Here is a 26,347-nt window from a genome sequence, read left to right on the forward strand (position 1 = left end):
CATGAACGTTCCCGTTTCAGCCAATCGCCGCCAGTTTTTGCAAGGCTCCGCCGCCGTCGGCCTCGTCGTCGGCTTCCACCTGCCTGGACAAGAGCGCGCGCATGCGGCCGACGCCACGGGCGAATTCGTGCCGAACGCCTTCATCCGCATCGCCCCCGACAACACGGTGACGGTGCTCTCCAAGCACATCGAGTTCGGCCAGGGACCCTATACCGGTATTGCCACCATCCTCGCGGAGGAGCTCGACGCCGACTGGGCGCAGATGCGGGTCGAATCCGCACCGGCCGACGCGACGAAGTATGCCAACAGCGCCTTCGGCATTCAGGGCACTGGCGGCTCGACGGCCATGGCAAACTCGTGGGATCAGCTGCGTTCGGCGGGTGCCGAGGCACGCGCCCGGCTCGTCGCCGCTGCAGCAAAGCAGTGGGGCGTCGACGCCGCCTCGATCACGGTCGAAAAGGGCGTCGTCAAGGACGCCTCAGGCAAGCAAGCGACGTTCGGCGAGCTGGCCGAGCTCGCGCAAAAGACCGAGGTCGCCGGACCCTTCAAGCTAAAGGAGCCGGACGCCTGGAAGCTGATCGGCACGCCGAGGCTGCCGAAGGTCGACACGCTGCCGAAGACGAATGGCACGGCGATCTACACCATCGACGTGAAGATGCCGAACATGCTCACCTGCGTGCTCGCGCGGCCGTCGCGCTTCAACGCCAAGGCAAAGTCGTTCGATCCGGCGCCGGCGCTCGCCATCCCCGGCGTGAAAGAGGTCTTCGCCGTGCCGCAGGGCGTCGCCGTGCTCGCGGAAAACTTCTGGGCGGCGAAGAAGGGCCGCGATGCGCTCGACGTGATGTGGGACGAGACCGGAACCGAGGCGCGCTCCACCGCCGACATCGTCAAGCAGTACGTCGCTCTCGCCAACACGCGGGGTACACCGGCGCGCAATGACGGCGACGTCGAGAAGGCGCTCGCGGCCGGCGCGAAGGTGCTCGACGCGACGTACGTCTTCCCCTACCTGGCGCACGCGCCGATGGAGCCGAACAACTGCGTCATCCATCGCACCGCCGACGGTGGCGTGGAAATGAACTTCGGGTCGCAGCTGCAGACAGTTGACCAGAACGTCGCCGCCGCAGTGCTCGGGCTCAAGCCCACGCAGGTGAAGATCAACACTTTGCTCGCGGGCGGCAGTTTCGGCCGCCGTGCGACGCCGGCCGGAGACATGGCAGCGGAGGCGGCCGAGGTCCTGAAGGGCGCCAAGCACAACGGCCCTATCAAGGTGCTGTGGACGCGCGAGGACGACATCAAGGGCGGCCGCTACCGGCCGATCTTCGTGCACAAGCTGCGCGGCGCCGTCGACGCGCAGGGAAACATCGTCGCCTGGGACCAGGTGATCGTCGGCCAGTCGTTCATGAAGGGCTCGCCGTTCGAGGCGGGCATGATCAAGAACGGCATCGATCAGACGATGGTCGAAGGCGCGAGCACGTTGCCCTATCAAATCCCCAACCTGCGCGTTTCGGCGCACATGACCGACGTCGGCGTGCCGACCCTCTGGTGGCGCTCGGTCGGCTCGACCCACACGGCGTTCTCGACCGAGACGTTTCTCGATCAGCTGGCCGAGGCGGGCGGCGTCGATCCGCTCACCATCCGCCGCAAGCTGCTCGCCAAGCATCCCCGTCACTTGGGAGTGCTCGAGCTCGCGGCCGCAAAGGCGGGGTGGGACAAGCCGTTACCGCAGGGACGCGCGCGCGGCATCGCCGTGCATGAGTCCTTCAGTTCCTACGTCGCCCACGTCGTCGAGGTGTCTATGGGCGAGGACGGGCTGCCGAAGGTGGAGCGGGTCGTCGTCGCCGCCGACTGCGGCATCGCCATCAATCCCGATGTGATTGCCGCGCAACTCGAGGGCGGCATGGGTTTTGGCCTGTCGGCAGCGCTGTTCGCCTCGGTCGATTTAGAGGACGGGCGTGTCGTTCAATCGAATTTTCACGACTATCGGGTGCTGCGGATTAACGAGATGCCCGATGTCGAGGTACATATTGTGCCATCGAAAGAGAAGCCGACCGGCATCGGCGAGCCGGGCACCCCGCCCATCGCTCCGGCCATTGCCAATGCCTGGTCGAAGCTGACCGGCCAGCGCGTGTTCACGCTGCCGTTCGCGCACTCGGCCGCCAAGGCGTAAGGAGAACACCATGCGTGCAGCATCGATCCTGCTCTCCGGGGCCCTGGCGATCATCGCGGTGGGTATGGCTGTGTCCGCCGCGCAGCCCGACCCGGTCCAATCTCTCAAGTCCGTGCAGTCTTTCGCATCGATCGCCGACGACAAGCAGCGCTCGTTGGCGCTGTTTCAGGAGGTTGGTAAAGTCATCACGCACGCGCGCTGCATGAACTGCCACCCGGCAGGCGACCGGCCTTTCCAGGGCGACGACCGGCATCCGCACATGCCGCTCGTCGTGCGCGGTGTCGACAACTTCGGCGCCATCGGCATGCGCTGCACCACCTGCCACGGACCGGCAAACTTCGATCCGGGCGGCGTGCCGGGCAATCCCGTGTGGCACCTCGCCCCGATCGAGATGGCGTGGGTCGGCAAGTCGCTCGGTCATATCTGCGAGCAGATCAAGGACCCGAACCGCAATGGCGGCAAATCGATGGACGAGCTTCTTCATCACATGGCGGAAGACCCGCTCGTCGGCTGGGGCTGGAATCCTGGCGTCGGCCGCGAGCCGGCGCCCGGAACCCAAAAAGAGTTCGGTGCGCTGTTCAAGGCATGGATTGACACGGGAGCCGTCTGTCCGGCTGCTTGATACGCGAGCGACGCGCGAGGTGTGCGCATGAACGTCATTGCAGCTGACCGGCGTGGAGGCACGGCGCGCGACGCGTGGGATGTAGTGCGCGCCTGGCTCGACGAGCAGGGGCAGGTCGCCATCGCCACCGTCGTGTCGACGTGGGGATCAGCGCCGGTGCCGGCCGGTGGACAACTCGTCGTGGCGCCCGGCGACCGGTTCGAAGGCTCGGTGTCGGGCGGCTGCGTCGAGGTTGACGTTCTCGTCGAGGCGGCGGATGTGATGGCCTCCGGCAAACCGCGGCTGATCGAGTACGGCGTTAGCGAGGAAACGGCGTGGCGTGCCGGCCTGCCGTGCGGCGGCAAGCTCACCGTTCTGATCGAGCCGCTGACCCGGGCTGATATCGCCTTCGTCGACGGCATCATCGAGGCGCGCCGCGAGCGCCGAACGGTCGTGGTGACCTCGCGCATTGGCGACGGTTCGCGGCGCGTGCACGCCGCAGACGAAGCCTTGCCGACCGTATTGGCAAGTTTCATTGCATCCGCCACCGGCGGTCTCATCGACACCCCCGAAGGGCAGCTTTTCGTGCAGCCACTCGTGCCGCCGCTGCGCATCATCGTGGCCGGTGCGACCCACATCGGGCAGGTATTCGCGGAGCTGGCGCGCCAAATCGGCTACGCCGTCACCGTCGTCGATCCGCGCTCTGTGTTCGCCAGCGAAGAGCGGTTCGGGGCCGCGGCGACGATCGCCGAATGGCCGGAGGCTTCCTTCGATAAGCTGGGGCTCGACAGACGGACGGCGGTCGTGGCGCTGACCCACGCCTCGCACATCGACGACGAAGCGCTGACGGCGGCGCTGCGCTCGCCCTGCATGTATATCGGCGCGCTGGGCTCGCGGGCGACGCACGCCAAACGTTTGGATCGCCTGGGCGCCGCCGGCTTCAGCACAGAGGATCTGCAGCGCATCCATGCTCCGATAGGTCTCAACATCGGTGCCAAGGGGCCGGCCGAGATCGCCGTATCCATCCTCGCGGAAATCATCAAAGTCTCCCGCGGTGCGGCCTGACGGCGACATCGCCGCCGTGGTGCTCGCCGCCGGCGCCTCGCGGCGCTTTGGTGAAGCCAATAAGCTATTGTCCGAGATCGGCGGACGCACTCTGATCGAACGGGTCGTCGCCGCCTTGGCCGCGGCAGACGTCGGCGACATCTTGGTGGTCACAGGTTGGGACCGTGAGGCCGTCGAAGCGGCGCTGCGCGGCCAACGCGTGCGTTTCGTTCACAATGAGCGCTGGGACGAGGGCATGGGAGCGTCGATCGCGGCAGGCATCGCCGCTGTCGAGGCGGCGGCATCCGGCGCATTCGTCGTTCCCGCCGACTTGCCTATGCTGACGCCACAAGCCATCGCATCGTTGATCGCGGCATTCCGGGCTGCGGGCGGCAATCGCATCGTCTTCCCGACCACTTCTGCCGGCGAGCAGCGCAATCCCGTGCTCTGGCCGCGCGCGCATTTTGGCGCGCTTCTGTCATTGCCGCCGGAGAAGGGGGCCAAAGCTCTGCTGCAGCTCATTGCCGCCCAATGTCTGCCGGTCGCCGTCGACGATGCTTTGCTCAGCGACGTGGACACGTCGGCCGACCTCGACGCGTTGCGTGGCGAGGATCAGAGTTAGGCGAAAATGCCCCGCAACTTTTATTCGCCTCCGCGGTCAGGGATAAATTTCCCTATACCTATGGATAAGACTCCCTGCGTTGACAGGAAATACGGGCAAGCGCAGGCTCCAAAGTTCCCGGCGAGGCTCGCCATGCGAGCTGCTTTCGAGCGGCCGTGCGCGCGCCCGGGCGGGACTGGAGGAAGCCATGAACCGAACGAAGGACGCTCTCGTCCGTTCCTGTATTGGTGCAGCGATCGTTTACTGCGGCGTGAGCGCAGCGAGCGCCCAGGAGATCGAGCAGAGCGCGGCGAAAGCCGCAGCGAGCGCACCGGCGACGGCGGTCACGCAGGAGCAGCTGAGCGCGGCCGCGAAGGACGCGAACAACTTCCTCCACACCAACGGCAACTACGACCAGACGCGCTACTTCCCCGGCAAGCAGATCGACACGTCTAACGTCGGCAAGATGCATCCGGCTTGGATATTCCAGACGGAGGTGAAGGAGTCGTTGGAGACGACGCCGATCGTCGTCAACGGCGTCATGTATGTCACCACGTCCTTCAATCACGTCTACGCACTCAACGCCAAGACGGGCGAGCAGTACTGGCACTACAAGCACAAGATGGGGCCAATCACGACCTACTGCTGCGGTCCGAACAATCGCGGCGTCGCCGTCAATGGCGACAAGGTCTTCATGGGGACGCTCGACGCCAAGCTGGTGGCGCTCGACGCGAAAACGGGCAGTCTCGTCTGGGAAACGCAGATCGCCGACCCGGAACTCGGCTACAGCGAGACGATGGCTCCCACCGCCGTCAACGGCAAGATCCTCATCGGCACTAACGGCGGCGAATACGGTATCCGTGGCTTCGTGCGCGCCTACGATGCCGAGACCGGCAAGCAGGTGTGGAATTTCGATACCATCCCCGAGAAGTCGGTTGGCGTGTGGGCGACGCACGATGCGACAGGCCGCGACATGCATCGCGATATCGCGGCGGAGAAGGCGGCGTTTGAGAAGAACGGCGACCCCTACAAAACACTCGGCGGCGGAGTGTGGCAGAACCCGGCCGTCGATCTCAAGACCAACCGCATCTACTTCGTTGTCGGCAATCCGTCCCCTGATCTCGACGGCTCGCTACGTCCCGGCGACAACCTCTATACGGACTCTCTTGTCGCTGTGGACCTGGAGACCGGGAAGTATGTCTGCCACTTCCAGTACATTGCGCATGACGTGTGGGACCTCGACGCGGTGAGCCCGCCGATCCTGGTCGACGTCAAAGGCAAGGACGGCAAGACGGTTCCCGGCGTTATTCACGGCGGCAAGACCGGCCACGTCTATGTGCACAATCGCGACGACTGCAGCCTCATCCGCTTCTCCGACGCCATGGTGGCGCAGGAGAACATGTGGGTGCTGCCTACCAAGGAGGGCGCGCGCATGCTGCCGGGCGCCAACGGTGGCGTCGAGTGGTCGCCGATGGCGGTCAACCCCGAGCTGGCCCTCGCCTACGCCGTCAACCTGCATCAGCCGATGACGTACCACGTCGAAAGCTCACCCTATCCGGATGGCAAGCTGTGGCTGGGCGGCGCCTTCAAAGTCATCCCGACCGAGGAGCAGGCAGGCAACATCACGGCGGTCGACTACAACACCGGCAAGATCAAGTGGCAGGTAAAGACGCCGCAGCCGATGATGGGTGGAGCGTTCACCACTGCCGGTGGCTTGATGTTCACCGGCGAAGCCAACGGCTGGTTCCGTGCCTATGACGCAGCCAGCGGTAAGGTGCTGTGGTCGTTCCAGGCGGGCGCGGGCGTCAATGCGCCAGCATCGTCGTATGGCGTCGACGGCAAGCAGTACATCGTCGTCGGTGCGGGAGGCAACACGCAGATCGACTTCAAGCGCGGTAACAACATTATCGCGTTCACCGTGGACTGAGGCGGCGCCCTCGCCGAGGGCACCGTGCTCCACTACATTTGGAGACGGGGCTACGCCCCGTCCCTTTATTTGTTCGCCAGCGGAGGAAGATATCGATGCCGCCAAGCTCCGCTCGCGCTAGCAGCATCCTCGCCGCTGTGACCTCTGGTCTTGTCCTCCTGGGTTCACAAGCGTTCGCTCAAACCATCGAGGAGAAGGCGCAGGTCTGCTCGGCGTGCCACGGCGAGGCCGGCATCCCGCAAGAGAAAACGACGCCGGTCATCTGGGGGCAGAACGAGGGCTACCTCTATCTGCAGCTGCGCGACTTCAACAAGGGTTCGCGCAAGAATGAACAGATGTCGCCCATCGCCGCCGACCTGTCGAAGGACGACATGAAGGCGCTGGCCGCATACTTCACGAAGCTCGCGTGGCCCAATCTGCAGCAGCCTTCCGCCGCGAAGGACGTTTCCACCAAGGCACTAACAGCGGTCGGATCCATCGGCTGTCCGAGCTGCCATCTCGATCAGCTGCAAGGTGACGGCACCACGGCGCGGTTGGCCGGCCAGCAGAGCGCGTATCTAAAGCAAACGATGCTGGCGTTTCGCGATGGGTCGCGCGGCAATAACCCCGGCATGTCGGACCTGATGAAGGCGATCTCCCCGGAGGACATCGACGCGATATCGCAGTACGCCGCCGGCCTGCAGATACTCGGCGGCAGCAACGGGCGCTGACGTCGGCACAGGTCTATTTTGCGGCAAGGCGTGCCCGCAACGTGTCGTTCGCTGCAAGGTCCCTTGCAGTTTTTCCGCTCTTGTCGCGCAGGCTGGCGTTTGCGCCGTGACTGAGCAATAGCTCGGCGGTGGCCGTGTGTCCGACGGCGGCGGCGATCATTAGCGCCGTGCGACCGCGGTTGTCGGCATCGTCGATGTGCGCACCGCGCTCGATGAGCAGCTTAATAATTTCGGCCATGTCGCCGGTGCCGGCTTCCTCGGTATAGCCCGCCGCCCACATCAACGCGGTGAGATCGTTGCCGTACCGTGCATTGGAGGCGACGCCGCGCTCGAGCAACTGCCGCACAACGTCGGGAAAGCCGCGGCCGGCAGCATAGCAGATCGCCGTCTTGCCAGTGCCATCGGCGACGTTCGGGTCGGCGCCCTTGTCGAGCAGCAAGCGGACGAGCGTGTCGCTGCCCATGAATGCCGCGGCAGCAATCGGCGTTATGCCGGTGCGTCCCGGCAAATTGACGTCGGCACCATGCCGCAGGAGCACCTCGACCGCCGTTCGGTTGCCCGCTTCGGCTGCGAGGTACAGCGCCGTCGAGCCGTCGAGGTTGCGCGCATTGATCGCCGCGCCGTTCTGCAAGAACAGATCGACGATCTCGGCTTCTCCGGATTGGGCGGCGCGGCTGAGCGGCATGGCGCCCAATCGATCGCGTGCCTGCAGCGAGGCGCCGTCCGTGAGTAGCCGGCGGGCCAATGCGGCGCAGCCCTTGTCGGCGGCGGAAAATAGCGCGGCGTTGACCTCGAGCGTTGTCGCGACGGGTTTGATCTGCTCGTAAGCCTGGTCCTGGCCCTGGCAGACACGCACTTTCGCGGCGGCGGCAGGGTCGCACGTCGTGGCGCCGACCAGCATGGCGACTGCGGCCGCAATGAATCGGGGTTCGGAGTTGCCGTGCATGCGCTCATGCTTCACCGAAGCGACCAGCGACGCAAGCCTCCAAACGCCGTCAAGCTTACGATTACTTTGCGGCGTCGAGGCGCTCGAAACCCGCTTCGAGATCGGCGCGCAGGTCGTCGACGTCTTCCAGGCCGATGTGGAGGCGCAGTGCGGGCCCATCGGCGGTCCACTTCGTGGCAGTCCGGTACGGCTTAGGGTCGAACGGAATGATGAGGCTTTCGTAGCCGCCCCATGAAAAGCCCATGCCGAAAAGCTGCAGCCCGTCGAGCATCGCAGCGACCGCCTTGTCGCTTGCCGGCTTCAAGACGATCGAGAACAGACCAGTGGCGCCGAGGAAGTCGCGCTTCCACAGGGCATGCTGCGGGTGGCTCGGCAGCCCCGGATGCAGCACGCGCGCGACCTCGGGCCGGCCTTCGAGCCAGCGCGCGATTTCCAGGCCCGAACGCTGGTGCTGCGCCAGCCTCGTCGCCAGCGTGCGCAGGCCGCGCATGCCGAGGAACGTCTCTTCCGAGCCTGGGCAGACGCCAAGCTGTTCCTTGGCAAGGGCGACGTGCTTGGCGGCGCGCGCGTTCGAGGTGATGGCGCCAAGCATCGCATCGGCATGACCGACGATATATTTGGTCGCCGCTTGGATCGAGACGTCGACGCCGTGATCGAACGGCCGGAAATAGAGGGGGCTCGCCCAGGTGTTGTCCATCAACAGCCACAGGTCGCGCTCGCGGGCAACGCGGGCGATGGCCGGAATGTCCTGCACCTCGAAGGTCTGTGACCCCGGGCTCTCGGTAAAGATGATGCGCGTGTTGGGCCGGATGAGGTCGGCAATGCCGGCGCCGATCAGCGGATCGTAGTAGGTCGTCTCGACGCCGAGCTTTGCCAGCATGTAGTCGCAGAACTTGCGCGTCGGCTGATAGACGCTGTCGACCATCAGGATATGGTCGCCGGACTTCACGAAGGCGAGGATGGCCGTGCTCACCGCTTGATAGCCTGAGGCCGTCAGCGCTGTGGCAGCCCCGCCCTCGACCTCGGCGATGGCCTCCTCGAGCGACCTGACTGTCGGTGTGCTGGAGCGGCCGTAAGTGTAGAGCTGGTCGCGCTTCCACAGCTTCTCAGCCGTGGGAAAAAGCACGGTCGAGCCGCGGTAGACGGGCGGGTTGACGAACCCGAAGTTGTCGTGCGGCGCGCGCCCCGAATGGACGACCTTGGTCGCCGGAGCATGCGGACGCGGGGGCTTCTTGCCTGAGGAGGACATCGGGCGGATCCTGGTCGCCGCGGCTGGCGGCCCGTGTGACGCATGTTTGCCGCTTGGTCAAGGTCTTGACCCCATCCCGGTTCCGGGAGATTGAGCGGCAACTGATCCTAGAGGCAGGTTTACGCTTCTGCGTGTCGCAGCATCGTGTCCCTTGCGCCTCCCGTCCTATCGCCCCACACTGACGCGACGTCATGAAAATGATCCAGCATCTCCGCTGCCTTTTGACCGCGGTTCTCGGGCTTGGCGCGCTCGCCGCCCTGGCGGGGACGGCTGACGCCGAAACGACGACGCTCGATGCCATTCGAGCGCGCGGCTACTTGCTCTGCGGCATCGGCGAGGTGCAGGTGGGCTTCTCCCAGGCGAGCCCGGCGGGCGAGCGGTCCGGTCTAGACGTCGATTTCTGCACGGCCCTTGCCTCGGCCGTGTTCGGCAGCAAGGACGCCGTAAAGTTCTGGCCCCTCAGCGCCAATGACCGCTTCAAGGCGCTGCAGAGCGGCGACGTCGACGTTCTGGCCCGCGGCGCGACGTGGACCTTGAGCCGCGATACCGAGCTCGGGGCGCGCTTCACGGATGTGCTTTTCTACGATGGCCAGGGCTTCCTCACCCGGCGCGGCAACGCCGTGGCAAGCGCCCTGGAATTGTCCGGCGCGACCGTCTGCGCGCTGCCGGGCGCCATGGGTGAGCAGGGGGTTGCCGAGTTCTTCGGCGCGAAGCGCATGCGCTACCAGATCGTCGCCCAGGACAGCTGGGACGATTTGGTCAAAGCCTATGCCGGCGGGAGCTGCACGGTGCTGACGGGGGACGTCTCGCTTCTTGCCGTGGCACGCAGCAAAATGGCCACGCCCGGCGATCACATGATCCTTCCCGAGCTGATCACCAAGGAGCCCCTCGGGCCGGCGGTACGGCAAGACGATGCGCAATGGTTTGGTGTCGTGCGCTGGACGCTGATGGCGCTTGTCGAGGCAGAGGAGCTGGGGCTCACCAAGGAGAACGTCGATGCGCAGCGCGCCGCGACCGAGCCGAGCATCCGCCGCTTCCTCGGGCTGGAGGCCAATCTCGGGCAGGCGCTAGGGCTGCCGCGCGACTGGGCGTACCAGGTCGTGAAGAACGTGGGCAACTACGGCGAGGTGTTTGACCGCAACCTCGGTGCCAAGTCCGACCTGAAGCTCGCCCGCGGCCTGAACAATCTTTGGACCAAGGGCGGCCTGATGTACTCGATGCCCTTCCGCTAAAGGCAGCTTCCCATGGATCCCGCCCTACCGATCGATGTGGGTATCGCGTTGGTCGGCTCGTTTATGCTGGCGCTGCTCGTCACGCTCATCGCCCTTGCGCTACGCACCCGCCGCCGCGCGCGTCTAACTATTCCAGCCGCCGACGTTCCTGTCGTCGCGAACGAGCGCGCCTTGGATGGTGCCGCGTTGCTCGCCGCCGTCGGTGAGGCGGAGGCCGCCGGGCAAACCCAGCGGCTTCCGGGCCTCTACTTGTCGCTGGCGCAGTGGCGGCGCGATTTGGGCGAGACGGACGCGGCCGAGGACCTGTTGCGCAGGAGCATCCGCGCCGCGGCGAGCGCCGGCCTCAAGGAGACGCACGCCAAGGCGCGCGTGGCGCTCGGCGACATCGCCCAGGCAAAAGGCGACCCCGCCACCGCCTGCGAGCATTGGCAGATCGCGCGCGGGCTGTTCCACGAGCTCAAGCGGCGGGGCGAGCACGACGCTGTCGATGCGCGCATGCAGCGCAACGGCTGCCCCACCGATTGGGTGCTGACCGACTTCTAGGGCGGTAACCGACCGGCCTATTGCATCAGGACCTCGACCTGCGAGACCTCGCCATTGGCGAGGGTGAAGTCGCGCTTGTAGACGCCCGCCGCCGATTTGGCGGTTACCGAGTACGTGCCCGGTGCGAGGATGTGGGTCGGCAGCGCGCCGACGCTCTGCAGCACGAGCTCGCCATCCGGCGCGTGCACCGTCCATTGCGTATCGGGCAGCGCCTCGCCGCCCAGGCGGTTGACGAGCTTGAAGGTGACGCGCGCCGCTGAGTGCGTGACGGTCGCCTCGGTCAGCTTGCCGGCCTCCACCGTCACGTCCGCCTCGACCTTGGCGTTGGCGTCGCCGTAGCGCGACGCGATGCGGTAGATGCCGGCGTTGAGGCGATTGATCACGTTCGGCTTGGCCCCCGCGAGCACCCGTACGCGATTGTCGGACTGGTCGCGCTCGCTCGACAGGATGTCATACGTAACCGTATTCGCCGCCGGTTCGACGCCGCCCACCATAACCTTCACCTTGAGACCCCCCGCGTTGAGCACGAACTTCTCGCTCGATGCGGTACCCGCCGTCACCACGATCTTGCGGGTGATGTCGGCGCGCCCGAACGCGGCGTTGACGATGTATTCGCCTGGGTCGAGTTCGATGGTCGGACTGGCCTCGCGTTTTGTCATCACCAGGTTGGGCGCCGCGCGCGGATCGCGCGCCGAAGCAAAAATGCGCCACACGAGGCCCTTGTCGATGCGTTGGCCGTCGACGGTCAAAAGCGCGACGAGGTTCACCTGCCCACCGGTCGGCACCGTTCCGTCAGCCGCCGGCGCGCGCGGTACGACGGTGGTGTTTGCGGGCAGTGTCGGGCCGGGCACGACGGGTGACGGAGCCATGCGGCCGGTGTCGGGCGGAAAGGCGCCGCGCAATTGCGCGCCGCTGTCCGGCGTCGCCTCTTGCGCCACGGCTTGAGGCATGGCGACGGCGAGCGCCGCGACGACAGCGCCGCCTATCGCATATCGCCACTGGATGCAATGCCTCGCCATGTTCGCGCCGGTCGGAAGAGTATCGCTCAATCAGCTGTTACAACGCGACCCGCGTGGTCGAAGTGTGACGCCGGAGAGCATGTCCCCGGCGGGGCGCTCACTGCCCCGTAAAATCGAAGGTTCGGTGCTCGTTGGCCTTGACCTCGATGCTGCTCATCAGAGGCGTCGAAGTCTCCGAGCTCACCGCGTAGCGCCCCGGAGCCAGCACCGCGGTCGGCTGCGGCTGACTGCTGCGGAGCACGGTTTTCTGCTTCTCGTCGCGCACTTCCCAGAAGATGTCTCCCGGCGCACCCGTGTCGGTCCGCTTCAGCGTCAGGCTGCCGCCCTGGAGGGGAAGGTTGACCTTCTGCGTTTGACCGGCTCCGAGAGCGAGGTCGACCGCGGCGATGACATTGCTGCCCCCCAGCGATGCCTCGAACCGATACTGCCCAGCCGAAAGTTCGAACTCGGGATCCTTGGCGAGCGTCCGCGCAATCTCGTGCGGCTCGGCGCCGAGGCGCACGATGCGATACGTGACCGGCGCGGTGCCGGTTGGCGGCTGACCGCCGAGCGTCGCCGACAACTTCACTTGGGCGAGCGACAGAGGTAGCGCGCGCTTGACGACATCGCCGGCACCTATGGCGAGCTGGTCGCGTGCCTCCGACGTCGCGGTGCGTGCGGTGACGTAGTAGGTGCCGGACGGCAGCATGAAGCTCGGAGCCGGGGCAGCCGAGCGCGCCACCTCGCGTCGGCCTTGCGGGGCGTCGGGGTCGTCTTGGTGAAGGATGAAGGTCACGCCGTCGTCGACCGCGTCTCCAGGGACGGCGGCAGTGCCGCGTGTGGCACTCAGCTCGAGCGTCCCCGAGGCGAGCATGGAATTGAAGCTCGTACCCGTTGCCGCCCCGATCGTGACGCTGGTCTGCTGGCGTGCCAGGCCGTTCTGTGCCGTGACGACGTAGTCGCCAGCGGGAAGCAAGATCTCGGGCTGGGTATCGCGCCCGACCCAGATCGGGGCGTCGCCGGCGTCGGCCTTGGCCGGGCTGACTGTGAACACCGGCGACGTGAGCGGTGGCGCCGCGGTCGTCGATCGCGCCTGCATCTTGAGGACGCCGGCATTGAGATCGACCCGGACCTGTACCGCCTGGTCGGCAGCGACATCGACCGTCTGGCGCGCGCGGGCCAAGCCGACATCCGCCTCGATGTCGTAGCTACCCGGCTCGAGCTTCTCGAACACTGCCGCGGCGCGCGTGTCGCGCACGGGCTGCCCGTCGGCACCGGATTTCGTGATCCGCCAATGCACCGGCGTGTCTAGCGTAGCACTCGTCGGTCCAAGTCCAGCTGAAAGATAGAGTCCCGGCGGTGCACCCGCAGCCGGCTTCTGCGCTTCGGCTTGCGCGGGCTCCGGCGCCGGAGCGGTCGGCCCGCTCTGCAGCAGCGCCAGCTTGACGGCCTGGCCGATTGCCGAGTTGAACCCGACAGCGTCCTGCGCATCCCACAGCTTGCCGCCTGTCTGGCGAGGAATGCAGCTAATGTGGTCGAGCTTCGGCTTGTCGAAACCGATCGCTACCGTGTGCACGACCAGGTTGGGGTTCGTGGCGAGAATGTCGCCGAGCGCCGTGCAGACGTCCTGTCCGCAGTTATCGAGGTCGTCGGCGACGAGCACGATGCTTGCCGGCGTTGCCCCGGCGATGGCCTGGGCGGATTCGCGGAGGGCGAGGACAAGCGGTCCTTTGCCCATTGCGTTGAGTTTCTCGACGGGCTGCGTCAGCCGCTCCGGGCCGTTGATGTCGGGCGGGAGAATGACTTCCGCGTCGCCGCAGTTGCCGCGGCGGCGGTGTCCGAACGAGGCAATGCCGATGCGCGCATCGGTGCGCAGGCTCGGCAGAAGCGCGCGCAGCGCCGCCCGCGCCATTTCGAGCTTGGAAAGCTTTTCGGTGCCGAGGTTACCCCACATCGACCCTGAGCCGTCGAGGACGATCATCGTCGTGGGGGGGGCATCTTGCCCCTCGGCTCCCGCACAGGCGAGAGCGACGACGGCGGCGACAAGACAACCAGCGAACATTCTCGAAAGCGGCGGCATGCGTCCCCTGTTTCATCCGCCGGAGCGCAAGAGGCGGATTCGGGCGGGAGAATAGCCGATCCGACGGACGTGCGGTATCGGGCGCTGGCAGGGGCGGCCGCCGCCCCTAAGAGCTTAGCCCTGCGGCAAGCTTGGCCTGCGGCGAATTTGGCTTGGCAGCGCGGGGCCCGGACGGGTAAGGAGGCCTCCCATGGAAAACCCCGTCATCTCCTTCCTCGCCAAGCGCCGCTCGGTAAAGCCCGACCGGCTGGTGGCGCCCGGCCCCACGGACACCGAGCTCGAAACCATCCTCACCATCGCGTCGCGGGTGCCCGACCACAAAAAGCTGGCGCCGTGGCGCTTCATCCTGATCGAGGGGGATGCACGGGCGCGGCTCGGCGATGTCGTCGCCGAGGCGTGCGTGGCGGCGGAGAAGGAGCCGCCCTCGCACGTGCGGCTTGAGACGGAGCGCACACGGCTGATGCGCGCGCCGCTGGTCATTGCCGTGGTGTCGCGGGTCACGCCGCATCGGAGCGCGCCCGAGTGGGAGCAGGTCCTGTCTGCTGGCGCTGCCTGCTTCAACCTGTGCCTCGCTGCCAACGCGTTGGGCTACGGCACGTCCTGGATCACCGAGTGGATCGCCTACAACAAGGCGGTGGGCGCGGCCCTGGGCTTGGGTGAGAACGAGCGCATCGCCGGCTTTGTCTACGTCGGCACGCCCTCCGAACCCTCCGACGAGCGCGAGCGTCCGGCGCTCACGGACATCGTCAGTCGCTGGCCCGGGTAACTTTATTTTCATACCTGTCCCAGCCTGCGGCGATCCTTAACGCGATCTTCACCCTTTTATTCCTAGCCTCGAGCACTGCCTCTTTTTCGGGCGGGGTTGGTCGTTCGTCCCGCATGCCGTGCGGAGTGCCGCGCATGAGTTCGCTATTCGAGATCCCGGCCCAGCTCGCGATGCTGCTGTCCCTTGCCGCTTCGACGGCAGGGCACGACGCGCCCGTGGAAGCCGCAAAAGCCTTTCCGGCGACCGCCCCTGAATTGGCTGAGCCGATCGAGGGTCCGCTGCGCTTCACAGAGCGCGGATGGATGCGGGCGCTATACGAGAACCAAGCGCAAGCGGATGGCCTCGGGGCGCGTATTTTCGTGACCAGTGCTGGCCGGTACTACGTGCCGGTCGCCAGCGACCGTGGGCGCATCCTCGAAACGCGCCAAAACGTCGAGATCGCAAGCCGCGTGACGAGCGCGGCAGCCGTCCGCGATGCTGCCCGCATCCGCAACGCCCTGAAACGAGCACCTGCGGCGGCCGACCTTTACGTCGCGCACGTATTCGGTCCCGAGACGGCGATCAGCTTGATCAAGGAAGTTGGCCGGGCGCCCGATGCCCCGCTCAAAGAATCGTTCCCGATGCTGGCCGCGCTGCCCGAGGTCAGCCAGGGCAACGGCGCGCCGCCGACAGTCGCCCAGTTCTACCGGCGCCTCGGTGCGGCGCTAGGCGAGCCGCCGCGGCTTGTCGCCATTGGCCTCAGGCCGCCTGCGGTTGATCCAGAACCCGGCCATCGCAATGCCGAGCCGCCGGCTCGTGACAGCATCGTGGCTTGGCAGGCAAAGGTAGATATCGCCAGGGTCGGCGGTCGCGCTCAGTAGCGAAACTGCTCCGCAAGCACGCGCTCGTCGAGGCTGTGGTCGGGATCGAACATCATAAATAGCTCGACGTTACGCGCTTTTTCGACCTCGACGCGGGTCACGCCGCGCGTCTCGAAGTGGTCGGCCACGGCGCTCACCGGCCGCTTGTCGGCTTCCAGCACTTCAATGGCGATACGCACCTTGTTGGGGAGCAACGCGCCGCGCCAACGCCGCGGACGGAAGGGGCTAATCGGCGTGAGAGCCAGGAGGGGCGCGTTGATTGGCAGGATCGGCCCGTGGGCGGAAAGGTTGTACGCCGTCGAGCCGGCCGGCGTGGCGACCATCACTCCATCGCACACCAGCTCTTCCATCCGTGCGGTGTCATCGACGAGAATGCGCAGCTTCGCCGCCTGATGGCGCTCGCGGAATAGCGATACTTCATTGATGGCGAGCGCCTTGTGGGCCTTGCCGGCTTTGTCGTAGGCGATCATCGAGAGCGGATGGATGCGGCTCACGTCCGCGTCGGCGAGGCGCTCGCGCAGGTTCTCCTCGCTGTAGTCGTTCATCAGGAAACCGACCGAGCCGCGGTTCATGCCGTAGATCGGCACGCCGTCGTTCATGAAGCGGTGGAGCGTCTGCAGCATGTGGCCGTCACCCCCTAGGGCGACGATCGCGTCGGCTTCGGCCGGATCGGAATCGCCGTAGAGGGCTCCCAGGCGCTCGCACGCAGCTATCGCCTCCGGCATCTCGCTGGCGACGAACGCAATCCTGTCGAATTTGGTCTTCGTCTTTGGCATGGTTGGTACTGGGCGGCGGCGCAAGGCGTGGGAGGCTCGCTCAAGTGCAGGAAAACAACAAGCCCGTTCTGATTTATTCGACCTTCCCATCACCGGAAGCCGCCGAAGCGGTCGGACGCGAGTTGGTCGAGCGGCGGCTGGCCGCCTGCGTCAACATCCTGCCGGGCATGACGTCAATTTATCGTTGGGAAGGGACGATCGCGCGCGACAGCGAGGTGGTGATGATCATCAAGACGCGCGAGGCGCTGGCGCCGAGCGTCATCAAGGCGGTGAAGAGCCGCCACACGTACACGAACCCGGCGCTGGTCGTGCTGCCGATTATCGACGGAGCGGCCGATTACCTGAGCTGGCTGCTCGCTGAGACCCTGCCGGAGAGCGATTGAGGAGGCGGCGCTCAGTAGACGCCGCCAAGGCTCAGCATGAGATTGTAGCGCGGCGTCCCGTGGGCCGGCTTGCGCCAGCCGCCAGATTTCTTGGCCTGGCGCTTCTGCGGGGCTGCCGAGGGCGAGGCAACGCCCGGATCGAGCGCCGCCGTGGCGACGCCGGGTTGACCGGGCGTGCCAGGAACGAGCGGCGCCTGTTGCGCGGCTGGGAACTCCTTCGGGCCGCCGATCGTCATGCGGCCGGGCAGCGGCTCGCTGGAGACGACGCTGTTGGGCATCGGCTTATAGAGCGAGTTCGCCTGATTGGCCTTCCAGGGAAGAACCTCGGGCTGCGCCGCGGCGACCGTGTCCGCATTCTGCGGGTGTGTCGCGACGGTCGTGGTTTCGGCAATGCCGCAGGAGCGACCGCTGTTCTGCTTCAAGAGCGAGAGCAGTAGATAGTCGGGCTTGTCGACCGGGAGTGCAGCATTGGTGTTCGACGTGAACGTCCGCAGCGCTTCGCGCGTGGAGTTGTTCCAGGCGCCATTGGCGCGGCCCCAATAGCAGCCAACGCGCTTCAGTTGCTGTTGGATGTCTACCACGAGCTTGTAACGGCTCTCGGGGTCGGTCGGCTCGAGTGCCGTGCCTGCAGGGGCAGGGGCGACGCTCGTCTGCCAGTTGGCAACGGATTCGACTTTTGCCGTTGGTGTGGTCGCGGTCGGAGCCGCAGCGGCGAACTGCGCGTTCGATCGTGCAGGCGACAGCGTCAGGGCAGGGGAGAAGCGCGCTACGCTCGGCGGCGCAGTCGCGGCGACAGGAGCGATCGCGGTCTCACCGCGGGCGGCGACGCGTTCGAACGTCGCGCGCTTTGCCTGCTCGAGCGTCGTATCTCGGTCGACCGGGGCAGGAAAATAGACGAACAACCCTACGCCTATACCCGCCAACAACACGAAGCCGCCAAGGCCACGCATATCAATGAACTCCCTACGCTTCCCGACATGCTCGTGGTGCGATGCCGTTCGAGAACGTGCGGCAGCGTTAATCGGTTCGCATGAGCCTAAGAAGAAGCGATGACAATGAACTTAAGAAGCCGCGACAAAATCCCAGTTTGTAAGTCCCTACCGGGCCTTAACTAAATATATCCGCCCGCGGGCTTATGCAACCACCGGACTAGCTCGGTCCGCACACAACTCGGAGACCGCCGTGCGGGCACGCCTGTGCAATTTGCACCCGTGCTGGGGGTAACTGTCGTCCAGTCAGTGGGCAATCTGTGGACGACATCGTGACCGCTTTCCGTGGTTAATTGCGGCCGGATCCTGGCGCCTCCAGCTACAGGGCTGATTCTCTTAACAAAAGATTTCGAATCGCGTAGCAAAGGCAACTGAGGGGGCAGTCCCGCGTCCGTAAACTTGTCGCCTCGCCCAGTGGGGAAAGTTGCGCACAGGGGGAAATCGAGCGGCGATTTCCCGCCCGTGCCGGCACCCAAAGGGTGAGGCTCCAGCTCTCGGTACGACGTCTACGTGTGCGGTTGCCGGTCTGCCGGATGCCATTGGGGAATGGAGCCGGAGCTCAACGGATCGACCAAACCAAGCACGCCAGCACGAAGTGCCCAGTACCTCGTTGGAGATGGAGAGGTTCTGTTCCAGCCCTGAACAGAGACAAGCAAGCCCGGCATCGCTGTCATGCGTCGAAAGCCGGCGTCCATAATTCATGAGGGCAAACATGAGACATGCTCTAGGCGTGTTGGGGGTTCTCGCGGCCGGCGTACTACTCGCCGTTTCGTGCGCGATGAACTGGCGGTTTGGCGTCAGTCTCGGAAGGACCGAGTTCGACGGCCAGATCTACGGAGCGGCCAGCGCGGCCGCCGACTGCATGAAGGCACTCGTGCCTTTCTTCTTCTTCGCCGCAATACGCAATCGGATGTGGTCGCAGGCTCTCGCCTCCGCCCTCGTCTGGGTCGTCGTCACGTCCTACTCGCTGACCTCGGCTCTCGGCCACGCGGCGTTGAACAGGTTGGACACGGCCGGCCAGCGCACCGCCTCGGCGGATAGCTACAAGGATCATCGTGCCGACTTGGCTCGGGCTCAGGAACAGTTGTCCTGGATCCCGCAGCATCGTCCTGCTCAGGCGGTGCAAGCCGACATCGACGCTGTGAAAGACGAGCGCGCATGGGCCAACACCGAGCAATGCAGCAAGGTGACCGGCAGCAAGTCGCGTGGCTTCTGTCAGAAGTATCACGCCCTTTCGGCGGAGCTCGCTTCAGCGCAGCAATCCATCGCGCTCGAAGCTCGCATTGCCGATATCCAAGGCAAGATGACCAACGTCAATGGTGGTCATGCCGTGATGACTGAGGCCGACCCGCAAGCTGCGGTTCTTGCCAAGCTCGCTGCGCTGATTGCCCCAACCGTCAAGGTCGAGGACGTGCAGACCGCACTTACGGTCTTCATCGCGCTTCTGCTCGAAGTCGGATCGGGTTTCGGTATGTACATAGCTTTTAGCCAGTGGCGCCTCTACGACAGCCACTCGCCGGCCGCGCCGCGTATCGCGCCGGTCAGCACCGCTGCGGCAGCGGTGGCGGCCCCCAAGGCCGTTGCGATAGAAAAGCCGCGTTCTGGAGCGAACGACAACCGATCGACCACAGAAACCAAGGTCGCGTCGCCGGCTCCACAGAGACTGATCGCTCCCGAAAACGACGTGGAGCGCTTCTATAAGGAGAGAATCGAGACACAAGACGGATCGAGCTTGACTGCAACTTCGCTATACGAGGACTACTGTGCATGGTGTGAAGAGCAGCAGAAAGAGCCGCTGGCACTGCCGACATTCGGTCGGGAGTTCGGTGAGCTCGGAGTCCAGAAAGCAAGGATAGCAGGACGCGTGCGGTACATCGGCATTGCGCTGAAGTCCGCCGGCGAGCTCGAGGAGGATAAGAAGCTGACGGCTTTCAGTGAGAAGGCCGCCTAGAAATAGGCTTCGACGAAAGGCCGCGAGAGCGGCCTTTCTCTTTTTCAGCGACTGATTGGACGAGGGCGGCTCTCAGGCCGCCCTTTCTTTTTGCCTGACGGGCTCGGCCGCCAACCCGGCGATCTTCAGCGCGAACGCATAGTCGGCTGCCATCTCGCGCAGCTGCTCGTAGCGACCCGACGCGCCGCCGTGACCCGCTTCCATATTGATCTTGAGCAGGATCAAGTTGTCGGAGGTGTTGCGCTCCCGCAGGCGTGCAACCCACTTCGCCGGCTCCCAGTACGTGACGCGAGGATCCGTGAGGCCACCATACGCAAAGATGTGCGGATAGGGCTTGGCCTCCACGTTCTCGTACGGGCTGTAGGCGTGAATGATCTCAAACTCGTCGCGCCTAGTGATCGGATTGCCCCACTCTGGCCACTCCGGCGGCGTGAGCGGCAGGTCCTTGTCGAGCATGGTGTTCAATACATCGACGAAGGGCACATCCGCGATGATGCCGAGGAACAGATCCGGTGCCATGTTGGCGACGACGCCCATGAGCATGCCCCCGGCCGATCCACCATTGGCGACGATGCGACCGCGCTGCGTCAGGCCCTGCGCGACGAGGTATTCACCGGCGGCGATGAAGTCGGTGAACGTGTGGACCTTCCGCGCCAGCTTGCCGTCGGTGTACCAGCGATATCCCTTGTCCTTGCCGCCGCGGACGTGGGCGATGGCATAGATGAAGCCGCGATCGACGAGCGACAGGCGCGTCGTCGAGAACGACGCCGGGATGGAGATGCCGTAGGCGCCGTAGCCATAGAGCAGCACCGGCGCTGACCCGTCGAGCGGCGTGCTCTTGTGATGGAGGATCGAGACCGGGACCGTCTCGCCGTCAGCGGTGGGCGCATAGAGGCGGCGCGTGACGTAGTCGACGGGGTTGTGACCGCTCGGAATCTGCTGGCGCTTGCGCAGCACGCGTGTCCGCGCCTGCATGTCGTAGTCGTAGGTTTCCGCCGGCGTCGTCATCGATGAATAGACGAAGCGCTGCGTCGTCGTATCGAACTCATAGCCGGGTGAAATGCCGAGCGAGTACGCTTCCTCAGGAAACGCGATAACGTGCTCGCTGGCGTCGGCGAGCTGACGCACGACGATGCGCGGTAGTCCATTCTCGCGCTCCAGCCGCACCATGTGATCGCGGTAGAGGACGGTATCGAGGATCAGGCAGCCGGGCCGATGCGGCATGATTTCGCGCCAGTTGGCCATGGCGGGTGTGGCGATCGGCGCCTCACAAATGCGGAAGTCCTCCGCCCCCTCCGAGTTCGTCGTAATCACCAGCTTGTCGCCGTGATGCTCGACTGAGTACTCGTGTCCGATCTGGCGCGGCTCCACCACGACAGGCAATGCCAACGGTGCATCGGCGTCGATGAGGTGAACCTCGCTCGTCTGATGGTCGTGCGCCTCGATGAGCACGAACCGCGACGACTGCGTCGAGGCGATAGCGACGTAGAAGCCGACATCTGTCTCCGCATAGACGAGAACGTCGTCCTCCACCGGCGTTCCGACCACGTGGCGGTACACCAGGAGCGGCCGGTGGTGATCGTCGAGCCGCACGTAGAACAGCGTCTTGCTATCGTTGGCCCACACGACGCCACCGCGCGTGTCCGGAATACTGTCGGGGAGATCCTGACCAGTCGCCAAGTCGCGCAGACGAATGGTGTAGAGCTCGGAGCCCTTGTCGTCGCTGGCATAGGCGAGCAGGCGGTGGTCGGGACTGTGCTGGAAGCCGCCGAGGTCCCAATAGGGCTTGCCCTCGGCCTCGCGATTGCCATCGAGCAGGACAACCTCGCTCCCACCAGTGCGGGCCTGCCGGCGCACGACCGGGTACTGACCACCGGCGACGAAACCGGTGTAGTACGCATAGGGGCCATCGGGGGCCGGCACCGAGGCGTCATCCTCCTTGAGGCGACCGCGCATTTCGCGGAACAGATCATCCTGCAGCGGCAGCGTCTCGGCGAGCTGCGCCTCGCAGTAGGCGTTCTCCGCGTCGAGATAGGCGCGGATGTCCGGGTCGAGCACCGAAGGCTCGCGCATGACCTCCTGCCAGTTGCTGGCCTTCAACCAAGCGTAATCGTCGACAAGTTCGACGCCATGCCAAGTGTCCACCTTGGGCTGGCGCGCGGCGCGCGGCGGCTTGACGAACGCGTGACGGTCGGCGGGGCCGGACATGGGGATCTCCAGGCGGGGGTTAGCGCAGCAGGTGTGACCGCGGGGGCGGGGTCGAGGCGTCGGCTGTCATCTAGGGGCGCTCACTGGAGCGGCAATGGCGCCAGCGGGCAGGAGATGAGACGGATAGGTCCATGCCTTGTCAACTTTAGGGAGGCAGCCGGCGCACAACCTCCCCGCGCACATAAGGAAAGTCGAGTACATGTGTGAAGTGAATAAGGAATTCTAATCAAGAGGCATAGCGGTTCTGGAGCTATCTCGGGACGGCGGCTTGCATAGCGTACCCATTGTTAGATCGAAAACTTTGCGTCCCGAGCACTTAGTCCGCCGAAATATTAAAACGGGGTCTGAGAACGCCGTTAACAAACGCGCCGGCCCGAAATGACGTTCCCAAGATTAGCCATATCAAGTGTAAGCATGTTACCTCTTGTTGACTTTACTTCGGGGCGGTGCGAAATCTGCCCTCCGCAGCGTATTTCCCGGTAGTAAATTCGATGCGACGGCTGTTCAATCTCGCGACGTCTACGCAGCCGGTCGTATTCATTCGGTAACGTCGGTGCATTGCGAATAAGAGCTTGTGCCTTTTCGCCTGGAGGGCGACGTGGAAGACCCAACTGAGCCGGAACTCGTCGAGCTGACGGCCAAGATTGTTTCGGCTTACGTCAGCAACAATTCCGTCGTCGCCAGCGAGCTGCCGCACCTGATCAGCGAGACCCACGCGGCATTGAGCCGTGCAAGGGGGGGAGCAGTACCCGTCGAGCGCGAGGAGCAGAAGCCGAAGGTGCCGGTGAAGAAGTCGGTGATGCCCGACTATTTGATCTGTCTCGAGGACGGCAAGAAGTTCAAGTCGCTGAAGCGCCACCTCCGCACGCACTACAATCTCTCGCCCGAGGAGTATCGCGAGAAGTGGGGCCTCCCGCACGACTACCCGATGGTCGCGCCGAACTATGCCCGTGCCCGCTCCGACCTCGCCAAGAAGATGGGCTTGGGTACCCGGCGCGAGAAGTAGTTACTCAGACATTGCGGTAGCGGCACATGCGCTCCCACCGCGGCGCATATAAAGCGAAACCTCGGCTCGATAGGCGCGCAGCAGCTGCGCGTGACGCGCGAGATCGTAAGCCCAATGCCCACCGCGTCCCCGCTGGCGCTCGATGCGCAGGGCACGCCGCATGCGCGCGAGCAGCCGGGCGTGCTCTCCAAGACTCGCGGCCTCGATCTCGTGCGGCCAAAGGGGAAGCAGACGCGGCAGATCGCGCCGCCGATCGTACATGTGCGCAGCGACGGCGGGTTCGACATGTTTTGCGGTTGGCATGGGACGGCCCTCGGGGAGCCGAACTTGCGCATCGCGGCAGCGCATGGGGATTTCTTCGGCATCGCCGACTTATCCCCCTCGTTCACCCGGCCCGTAGTTTGCACAGGGGGAGCGAGCGCTTCGCTCGTATGATCCTTCAACGAGTGAACCTGACCGCCGTTTGAGAGCCGCCCGCATGCTGCAGTCATCTTCTCCTATCGTCCCCGATGTCGCTTCCGCGCGATCGCCGATGCAGAACACGGCGACAGCCCTGCACACGCACTTTCGCCGCGCGGCCATCGAGCACGCGGTCATTCAGGTCTTCGGGATAGCTGGCCACGACCTGCGCCGTGCCACGCGCGGTCGCGCGAAGGTCGCACTCGCGCGCCAGGTTGCTATGTACCTGGCGCACGTCGGCTGCGGGATGTCGCTCACGGAGACAGGGCGCCTGTTTGATCGCGACCGCACAACCGTGGCGCATGCCTGTGGGATCATCGAGGACCGACGCGACGATCCGCTTTTCGATCGCGCATTGGACTTGCTTGAATGGGCGGTGCCGGCCCTCGCCACCCGCGCGGTGCCAACAATTGCGACGGCGTGAAAGCATGGAGAGCACCCACGCGCGGCGACGAACCTCCGCCGCCATCAATCCCGACGAGAGTCCCATCGCCTGGTTGCGCCGACGCAAGGATCGGAACGGCGAGCCGATGATCTCGCAAACGCAGTTCGACGCCGGTGAGCGGCTGCGTGGAGACTTCTGGTTTGCGCAGATGACGCCGCGCACGACTACGAACTGGTCGTCGTTGTCGCCGCAGCAGCGCGGCCGGCGCTACGGAGCGGCGCGACACTCAGGAGCCGACATGCTCGACAGTGCCGCGGCCGCAGCGGAGCGGGTACGGCGCGCCCTCTCGTCCGTCGGGCCGGAACTCTCCGGCGTGCTGATCGACGTGTGCTGCCACCTGAAGGGATTGGAAGAGGCCGAGCGCGCCGCGGGTTGGCCGCAGCGCTCGGCGAAGATCGTGCTGCAGCTCGCACTCACCCGACTAGCGCGCCATTACGGCTTGGAGACCCACACTCCGCCAAATGCAGGGGGCGGAGTGCGCCATTGGGGTAGCGCGGACTATCGCCCGCAAATTGACGCGCCGTCGGAGCGCGAGGGCTAGGAGGCATCCGCCGCCTGCGCCATCGCGGACGCATCGGTCCGGATGCGGGCGACCATCGACGCTAGCCCGTTCGACCGCTGGGGCGTCAGATGCTCATTCAGCCCGAGCTTGGCGAAGACCGGGTGGGGATCGAGCGAGACCGCCGCATCGACGCTGCGGCCATTATAGATGGCGGCGAGAATTGCAATGAGACCGCGCACAATGTGTGCATCGCTGTCGGCGACGAAGCCGAACTCGCGTCGGCCGTCGGTGCCTTTCATGCTCGTCGCGAGCCACACCTGGCTGGCACAGCCACGCACCTTGTTGGCGTCGGTGCGCAGGGCCTCGGGCAGCGGCGGCAGAGTCCGGCCGAGCTCGATCAGGTAGCGGTAGCGATCCTCCCAATCGTCGAGGAGGGAGAAATCGGCGGTGATGTCCGAAATATTCGGCAAGCGCTCGCCCTAAGAAAAGTTGATGCAACTCCTGACATAGGTTGCCGAAGGGTAAAAACGCAAGGGCCGGCGTTTAGGCGCCGGCCCTTGGGATGTGCTCGAAACCTTCGGCCTAGATGCCGCCAGGGCCAGAACCGCGCCAAGCCGGCTCGAGATCGTCCGCGCGCAGCGTGCCGCGCGGTTTCATGTCGACGGCCGGCTCGATGAGGCTCGGGCTCTGAATCTTGCCAGAGTTCTTCGTGGCGAGCTCGTAAGCCATCGCAGCGCCGAACTGAGCCTTCTTGACGAAGCCAGCCCAGATCACTCCGGCCTGCTCGCAGGTCGGACCATTGCGATCGCAGAAGGTCGCCGTCCAATGCACGGCGGAGGCGGCCCTGTTATAGAGAGCTGCCTGCTGCTCGCGGTCGGCCGGCAGAACGGCGACGACGACGGCGACGAGAATTCCTATCTTCAAGATGGACATGTTGGTTGCTCCAACCCCGATCCCAGCGTCCTTAATAGCAGGCCGATATCAACAAACTGCCTCATGCAATCGGTAAAATTGCGTCGATTTGCATGCTATCTGCACGCCCCCTAGCGCCGCCGCTGCGGGCGATCACGCAACGATCCGTAAACCAGGGTTAAGAGATCGTTTACACCCTCCGCCGCATACTCGTGCTTCATCGTTAGCAGCGCGTACGGGGTGGAGTGATGCTGCCGAAGCGGATGACCGTGCAACTTATTGCCTTCCTCGTCTTGAGCGGAGGCGTTGCCGCAAACGTATTCTTCCTACAGACCAGCGGACGCGGCGCGCCAAGCGCGCGGGTGAGCGATACGACCGCCTGGAACATCGCCGCCATCGAGGCGGCGGAGTTCAACACAGGCTCGATCGAACGCGGGGCGCGCGATACAACTCAGGCGCCGGCCATCAATCTCGCGGCTCCCCCTTCCACGGGCGGCGCGGCGAAGGGCAGCGCCACCGAGGTCACGCGCGCCGTCCAGCGCGAGCTGCAGATCCGCGGCTATGAGACCGGCGGAAGCGACGGCATTGCCGGGCTCATGACCCGCGGCGCCATCATGGCCTATGAGTACGATCACAACCTGCCGCTGTCGGGGCAGCCCAGCGATCGTCTCCTCAAGGCGATCATCCTCGGTGAAGCGGGCAAGGCGAAGGGCAAGGGCGGCGAGGTGAAAACGGCCGAGGCGCAGGACGTCGTCCGCTCGGTTCAGCGCTCGCTCGTCAAGCTCGGCTACAAGCCGGGTGCTGCCAACGGCCGGCTGACGCCGGACACTCTGCGGGCCATCCGCGCCTTCGAAGGCGACCAGGCGCTCCCCGAAACGGGCCGCATCTCGGGCCCGCTGATCGCCCGCCTATTGCGCCTGTCGGGTGACGGCCGAGTGGCCGCCGCGCCTTAGCGCCGCTTTGCCAGCGCGGCCGGTGTGACTAGAGTGCCG

26 protein-coding genes are annotated in these 26,347 nt (G+C 65.2%); 17 read left to right on the forward strand and 9 right to left on the reverse strand.

Annotated features, from left to right (window positions below):
• Nucleotide 1: 1 nt before the first annotated feature.
• The 6 genes from GIW81_RS17905 (at nt 2) to GIW81_RS17930 (ending at nt 7,050) form a co-directional block, all read left to right on the forward strand.
• Nucleotides 2–2,167 (forward strand): xanthine dehydrogenase family protein molybdopterin-binding subunit, encoded by a 2,166-nt coding sequence (locus GIW81_RS17905; protein ID WP_154740665.1) that lies wholly within the window; start codon nt 2–4, stop codon nt 2,165–2,167.
• A 10-nt stretch (nt 2,168–2,177) separates the two neighbouring features.
• Nucleotides 2,178–2,789: an Isoquinoline 1-oxidoreductase subunit gene (locus GIW81_RS17910; RefSeq protein WP_154740666.1), complete on the forward strand. Its 612-nt coding sequence runs from the start codon at nt 2,178–2,180 to the stop codon at nt 2,787–2,789.
• A gap of 27 nt (nt 2,790–2,816) precedes the next feature.
• Complete coding sequence (locus GIW81_RS17915) at nt 2,817–3,833, forward strand: XdhC family protein (protein WP_154740667.1); 1,017 nt, start codon at nt 2,817–2,819, stop codon at nt 3,831–3,833.
• A gap of 16 nt (nt 3,834–3,849) precedes the next feature.
• Complete coding sequence (locus GIW81_RS17920) at nt 3,850–4,434, forward strand: nucleotidyltransferase family protein (RefSeq protein WP_324615096.1); 585 nt, start codon at nt 3,850–3,852, stop codon at nt 4,432–4,434.
• Nucleotides 4,435–4,621: 187 nt separating this feature from the next.
• On the forward strand, nt 4,622–6,340 hold the full coding sequence (locus tag GIW81_RS17925; RefSeq protein WP_154740668.1) for a pyrroloquinoline quinone-dependent dehydrogenase: 1,719 nt from the start codon (nt 4,622–4,624) through the stop codon (nt 6,338–6,340).
• 95 nt (nt 6,341–6,435) lie between these two features.
• The gene (locus GIW81_RS17930) at nt 6,436–7,050 is read left to right on the forward strand and encodes a c-type cytochrome (protein ID WP_154740669.1); all 615 of its coding nucleotides are present in this window, start codon (nt 6,436–6,438) and stop codon (nt 7,048–7,050) included.
• Between the two features lie 13 nt (nt 7,051–7,063).
• Here the strand turns inward: GIW81_RS17930 and GIW81_RS17935 are convergent, their stop codons facing one another.
• A complete protein-coding gene (locus GIW81_RS17935) occupies nt 7,064–7,996 on the reverse strand; it encodes an ankyrin repeat domain-containing protein (RefSeq protein ID WP_195930653.1) in 933 nt (310 codons plus the stop codon).
• A gap of 61 nt (nt 7,997–8,057) precedes the next feature.
• Nucleotides 8,058–9,245 carry a cystathionine beta-lyase gene (metC, locus tag GIW81_RS17940; RefSeq protein WP_154740671.1) on the reverse strand — a complete coding sequence of 396 codons (1,188 nt, stop codon included), beginning with the start codon at nt 9,243–9,245 and terminating at the stop codon, nt 8,058–8,060.
• Nucleotides 9,246–9,436: 191 nt separating this feature from the next.
• On the opposite strand from metC, the gene GIW81_RS17945 reads away from it, so the two are divergent.
• The gene (locus GIW81_RS17945; protein WP_154740672.1) at nt 9,437–10,477 is read left to right on the forward strand and encodes an amino acid ABC transporter substrate-binding protein; all 1,041 of its coding nucleotides are present in this window, start codon (nt 9,437–9,439) and stop codon (nt 10,475–10,477) included.
• Nucleotides 10,478–10,489: 12 nt separating this feature from the next.
• Entirely contained in the window at nt 10,490–11,020 is a 531-nt protein-coding gene (locus GIW81_RS17950) for a tetratricopeptide repeat protein (protein ID WP_154740673.1), read from the forward strand.
• Nucleotides 11,021–11,037: 17 nt separating this feature from the next.
• On the opposite strand, the gene GIW81_RS17955 is transcribed toward GIW81_RS17950, so the two are convergent.
• Entirely contained in the window at nt 11,038–12,039 is a 1,002-nt protein-coding gene (locus tag GIW81_RS17955; protein WP_154740674.1) for a hypothetical protein, read from the reverse strand.
• 97 nt (nt 12,040–12,136) lie between these two features.
• The gene (locus GIW81_RS17960; RefSeq protein WP_154740675.1) at nt 12,137–14,098 is read right to left on the reverse strand and encodes a vWA domain-containing protein; all 1,962 of its coding nucleotides are present in this window, start codon (nt 14,096–14,098) and stop codon (nt 12,137–12,139) included.
• 190 nt (nt 14,099–14,288) lie between these two features.
• Here GIW81_RS17960 and GIW81_RS17965 point away from each other — a divergent pair, with 190 nt between their 5' ends.
• Nucleotides 14,289–14,864: a nitroreductase family protein gene (locus GIW81_RS17965; protein WP_154740676.1), complete on the forward strand. Its 576-nt coding sequence runs from the start codon at nt 14,289–14,291 to the stop codon at nt 14,862–14,864.
• Between the two features lie 134 nt (nt 14,865–14,998).
• On the forward strand, nt 14,999–15,724 hold the full coding sequence (locus GIW81_RS17970; protein ID WP_154740677.1) for a hypothetical protein: 726 nt from the start codon (nt 14,999–15,001) through the stop codon (nt 15,722–15,724).
• On the opposite strand, the gene GIW81_RS17975 is transcribed toward GIW81_RS17970, so the two are convergent.
• Nucleotides 15,718–16,500, reverse strand: coding sequence for an NAD kinase (locus tag GIW81_RS17975; RefSeq protein ID WP_154740678.1), 783 nt, complete (start codon nt 16,498–16,500; stop codon nt 15,718–15,720). The two genes, GIW81_RS17970 and GIW81_RS17975, sit on opposite strands and share 7 nt — an antisense overlap.
• Nucleotides 16,501–16,544: 44 nt before the next feature.
• On the opposite strand from GIW81_RS17975, the gene cutA reads away from it, so the two are divergent.
• Complete coding sequence (gene cutA / locus GIW81_RS17980) at nt 16,545–16,883, forward strand: divalent-cation tolerance protein CutA (RefSeq protein WP_324615097.1); 339 nt, start codon at nt 16,545–16,547, stop codon at nt 16,881–16,883.
• 11 nt (nt 16,884–16,894) lie between these two features.
• Here cutA and GIW81_RS17985 read toward each other — a convergent pair whose 3' ends face one another.
• Complete coding sequence (locus tag GIW81_RS17985) at nt 16,895–17,833, reverse strand: peptidoglycan-binding domain-containing protein (RefSeq protein WP_154740679.1); 939 nt, start codon at nt 17,831–17,833, stop codon at nt 16,895–16,897.
• Between the two features lie 817 nt (nt 17,834–18,650).
• On the opposite strand from GIW81_RS17985, the gene GIW81_RS17990 reads away from it, so the two are divergent.
• Complete coding sequence (locus tag GIW81_RS17990; RefSeq protein ID WP_229309395.1) at nt 18,651–19,823, forward strand: hypothetical protein; 1,173 nt, start codon at nt 18,651–18,653, stop codon at nt 19,821–19,823.
• A 72-nt stretch (nt 19,824–19,895) separates the two neighbouring features.
• On the opposite strand, the gene GIW81_RS17995 is transcribed toward GIW81_RS17990, so the two are convergent.
• On the reverse strand, nt 19,896–22,031 hold the full coding sequence (locus GIW81_RS17995; RefSeq protein WP_154740680.1) for a S9 family peptidase: 2,136 nt from the start codon (nt 22,029–22,031) through the stop codon (nt 19,896–19,898).
• 598 nt (nt 22,032–22,629) lie between these two features.
• On the opposite strand from GIW81_RS17995, the gene GIW81_RS18000 reads away from it, so the two are divergent.
• The 4 genes from GIW81_RS18000 to GIW81_RS18015 all read left to right on the forward strand — a co-directional run bounded on the left by GIW81_RS18000 (nt 22,630) and on the right by GIW81_RS18015 (nt 24,482).
• Nucleotides 22,630–23,037: a MucR family transcriptional regulator gene (locus GIW81_RS18000; RefSeq protein WP_324615098.1), complete on the forward strand. Its 408-nt coding sequence runs from the start codon at nt 22,630–22,632 to the stop codon at nt 23,035–23,037.
• A gap of 114 nt (nt 23,038–23,151) precedes the next feature.
• On the forward strand, nt 23,152–23,472 hold the full coding sequence (locus GIW81_RS18005; protein WP_154740681.1) for a hypothetical protein: 321 nt from the start codon (nt 23,152–23,154) through the stop codon (nt 23,470–23,472).
• Nucleotides 23,473–23,515: 43 nt separating this feature from the next.
• Complete coding sequence (locus tag GIW81_RS18010) at nt 23,516–23,920, forward strand: helix-turn-helix domain-containing protein (protein WP_229309396.1); 405 nt, start codon at nt 23,516–23,518, stop codon at nt 23,918–23,920.
• 4 nt (nt 23,921–23,924) lie between these two features.
• A complete protein-coding gene (locus GIW81_RS18015; protein ID WP_154740682.1) occupies nt 23,925–24,482 on the forward strand; it encodes a DUF6456 domain-containing protein in 558 nt (185 codons plus the stop codon).
• Here GIW81_RS18015 and GIW81_RS18020 read toward each other — a convergent pair.
• Nucleotides 24,479–24,913 (reverse strand): SufE family protein, encoded by a 435-nt coding sequence (locus GIW81_RS18020; protein WP_154740683.1) that lies wholly within the window; start codon nt 24,911–24,913, stop codon nt 24,479–24,481. The genes GIW81_RS18015 and GIW81_RS18020 overlap by 4 nt on opposite strands.
• A gap of 112 nt (nt 24,914–25,025) precedes the next feature.
• Nucleotides 25,026–25,376, reverse strand: coding sequence for a DUF5330 domain-containing protein (locus tag GIW81_RS18025; protein ID WP_154740684.1), 351 nt, complete (start codon nt 25,374–25,376; stop codon nt 25,026–25,028).
• Between the two features lie 227 nt (nt 25,377–25,603).
• Between GIW81_RS18025 and GIW81_RS18030 the strand changes: the two genes are divergently transcribed.
• Nucleotides 25,604–26,308 (forward strand): peptidoglycan-binding domain-containing protein, encoded by a 705-nt coding sequence (locus GIW81_RS18030; protein WP_154740685.1) that lies wholly within the window; start codon nt 25,604–25,606, stop codon nt 26,306–26,308.
• Nucleotides 26,309–26,347 lie beyond the last annotated feature (39 nt).

Source organism: Hyphomicrobium album (genome assembly GCF_009708035.1).
GTDB lineage: Bacteria > Pseudomonadota > Alphaproteobacteria > Rhizobiales > Hyphomicrobiaceae > Hyphomicrobium_A > Hyphomicrobium_A album.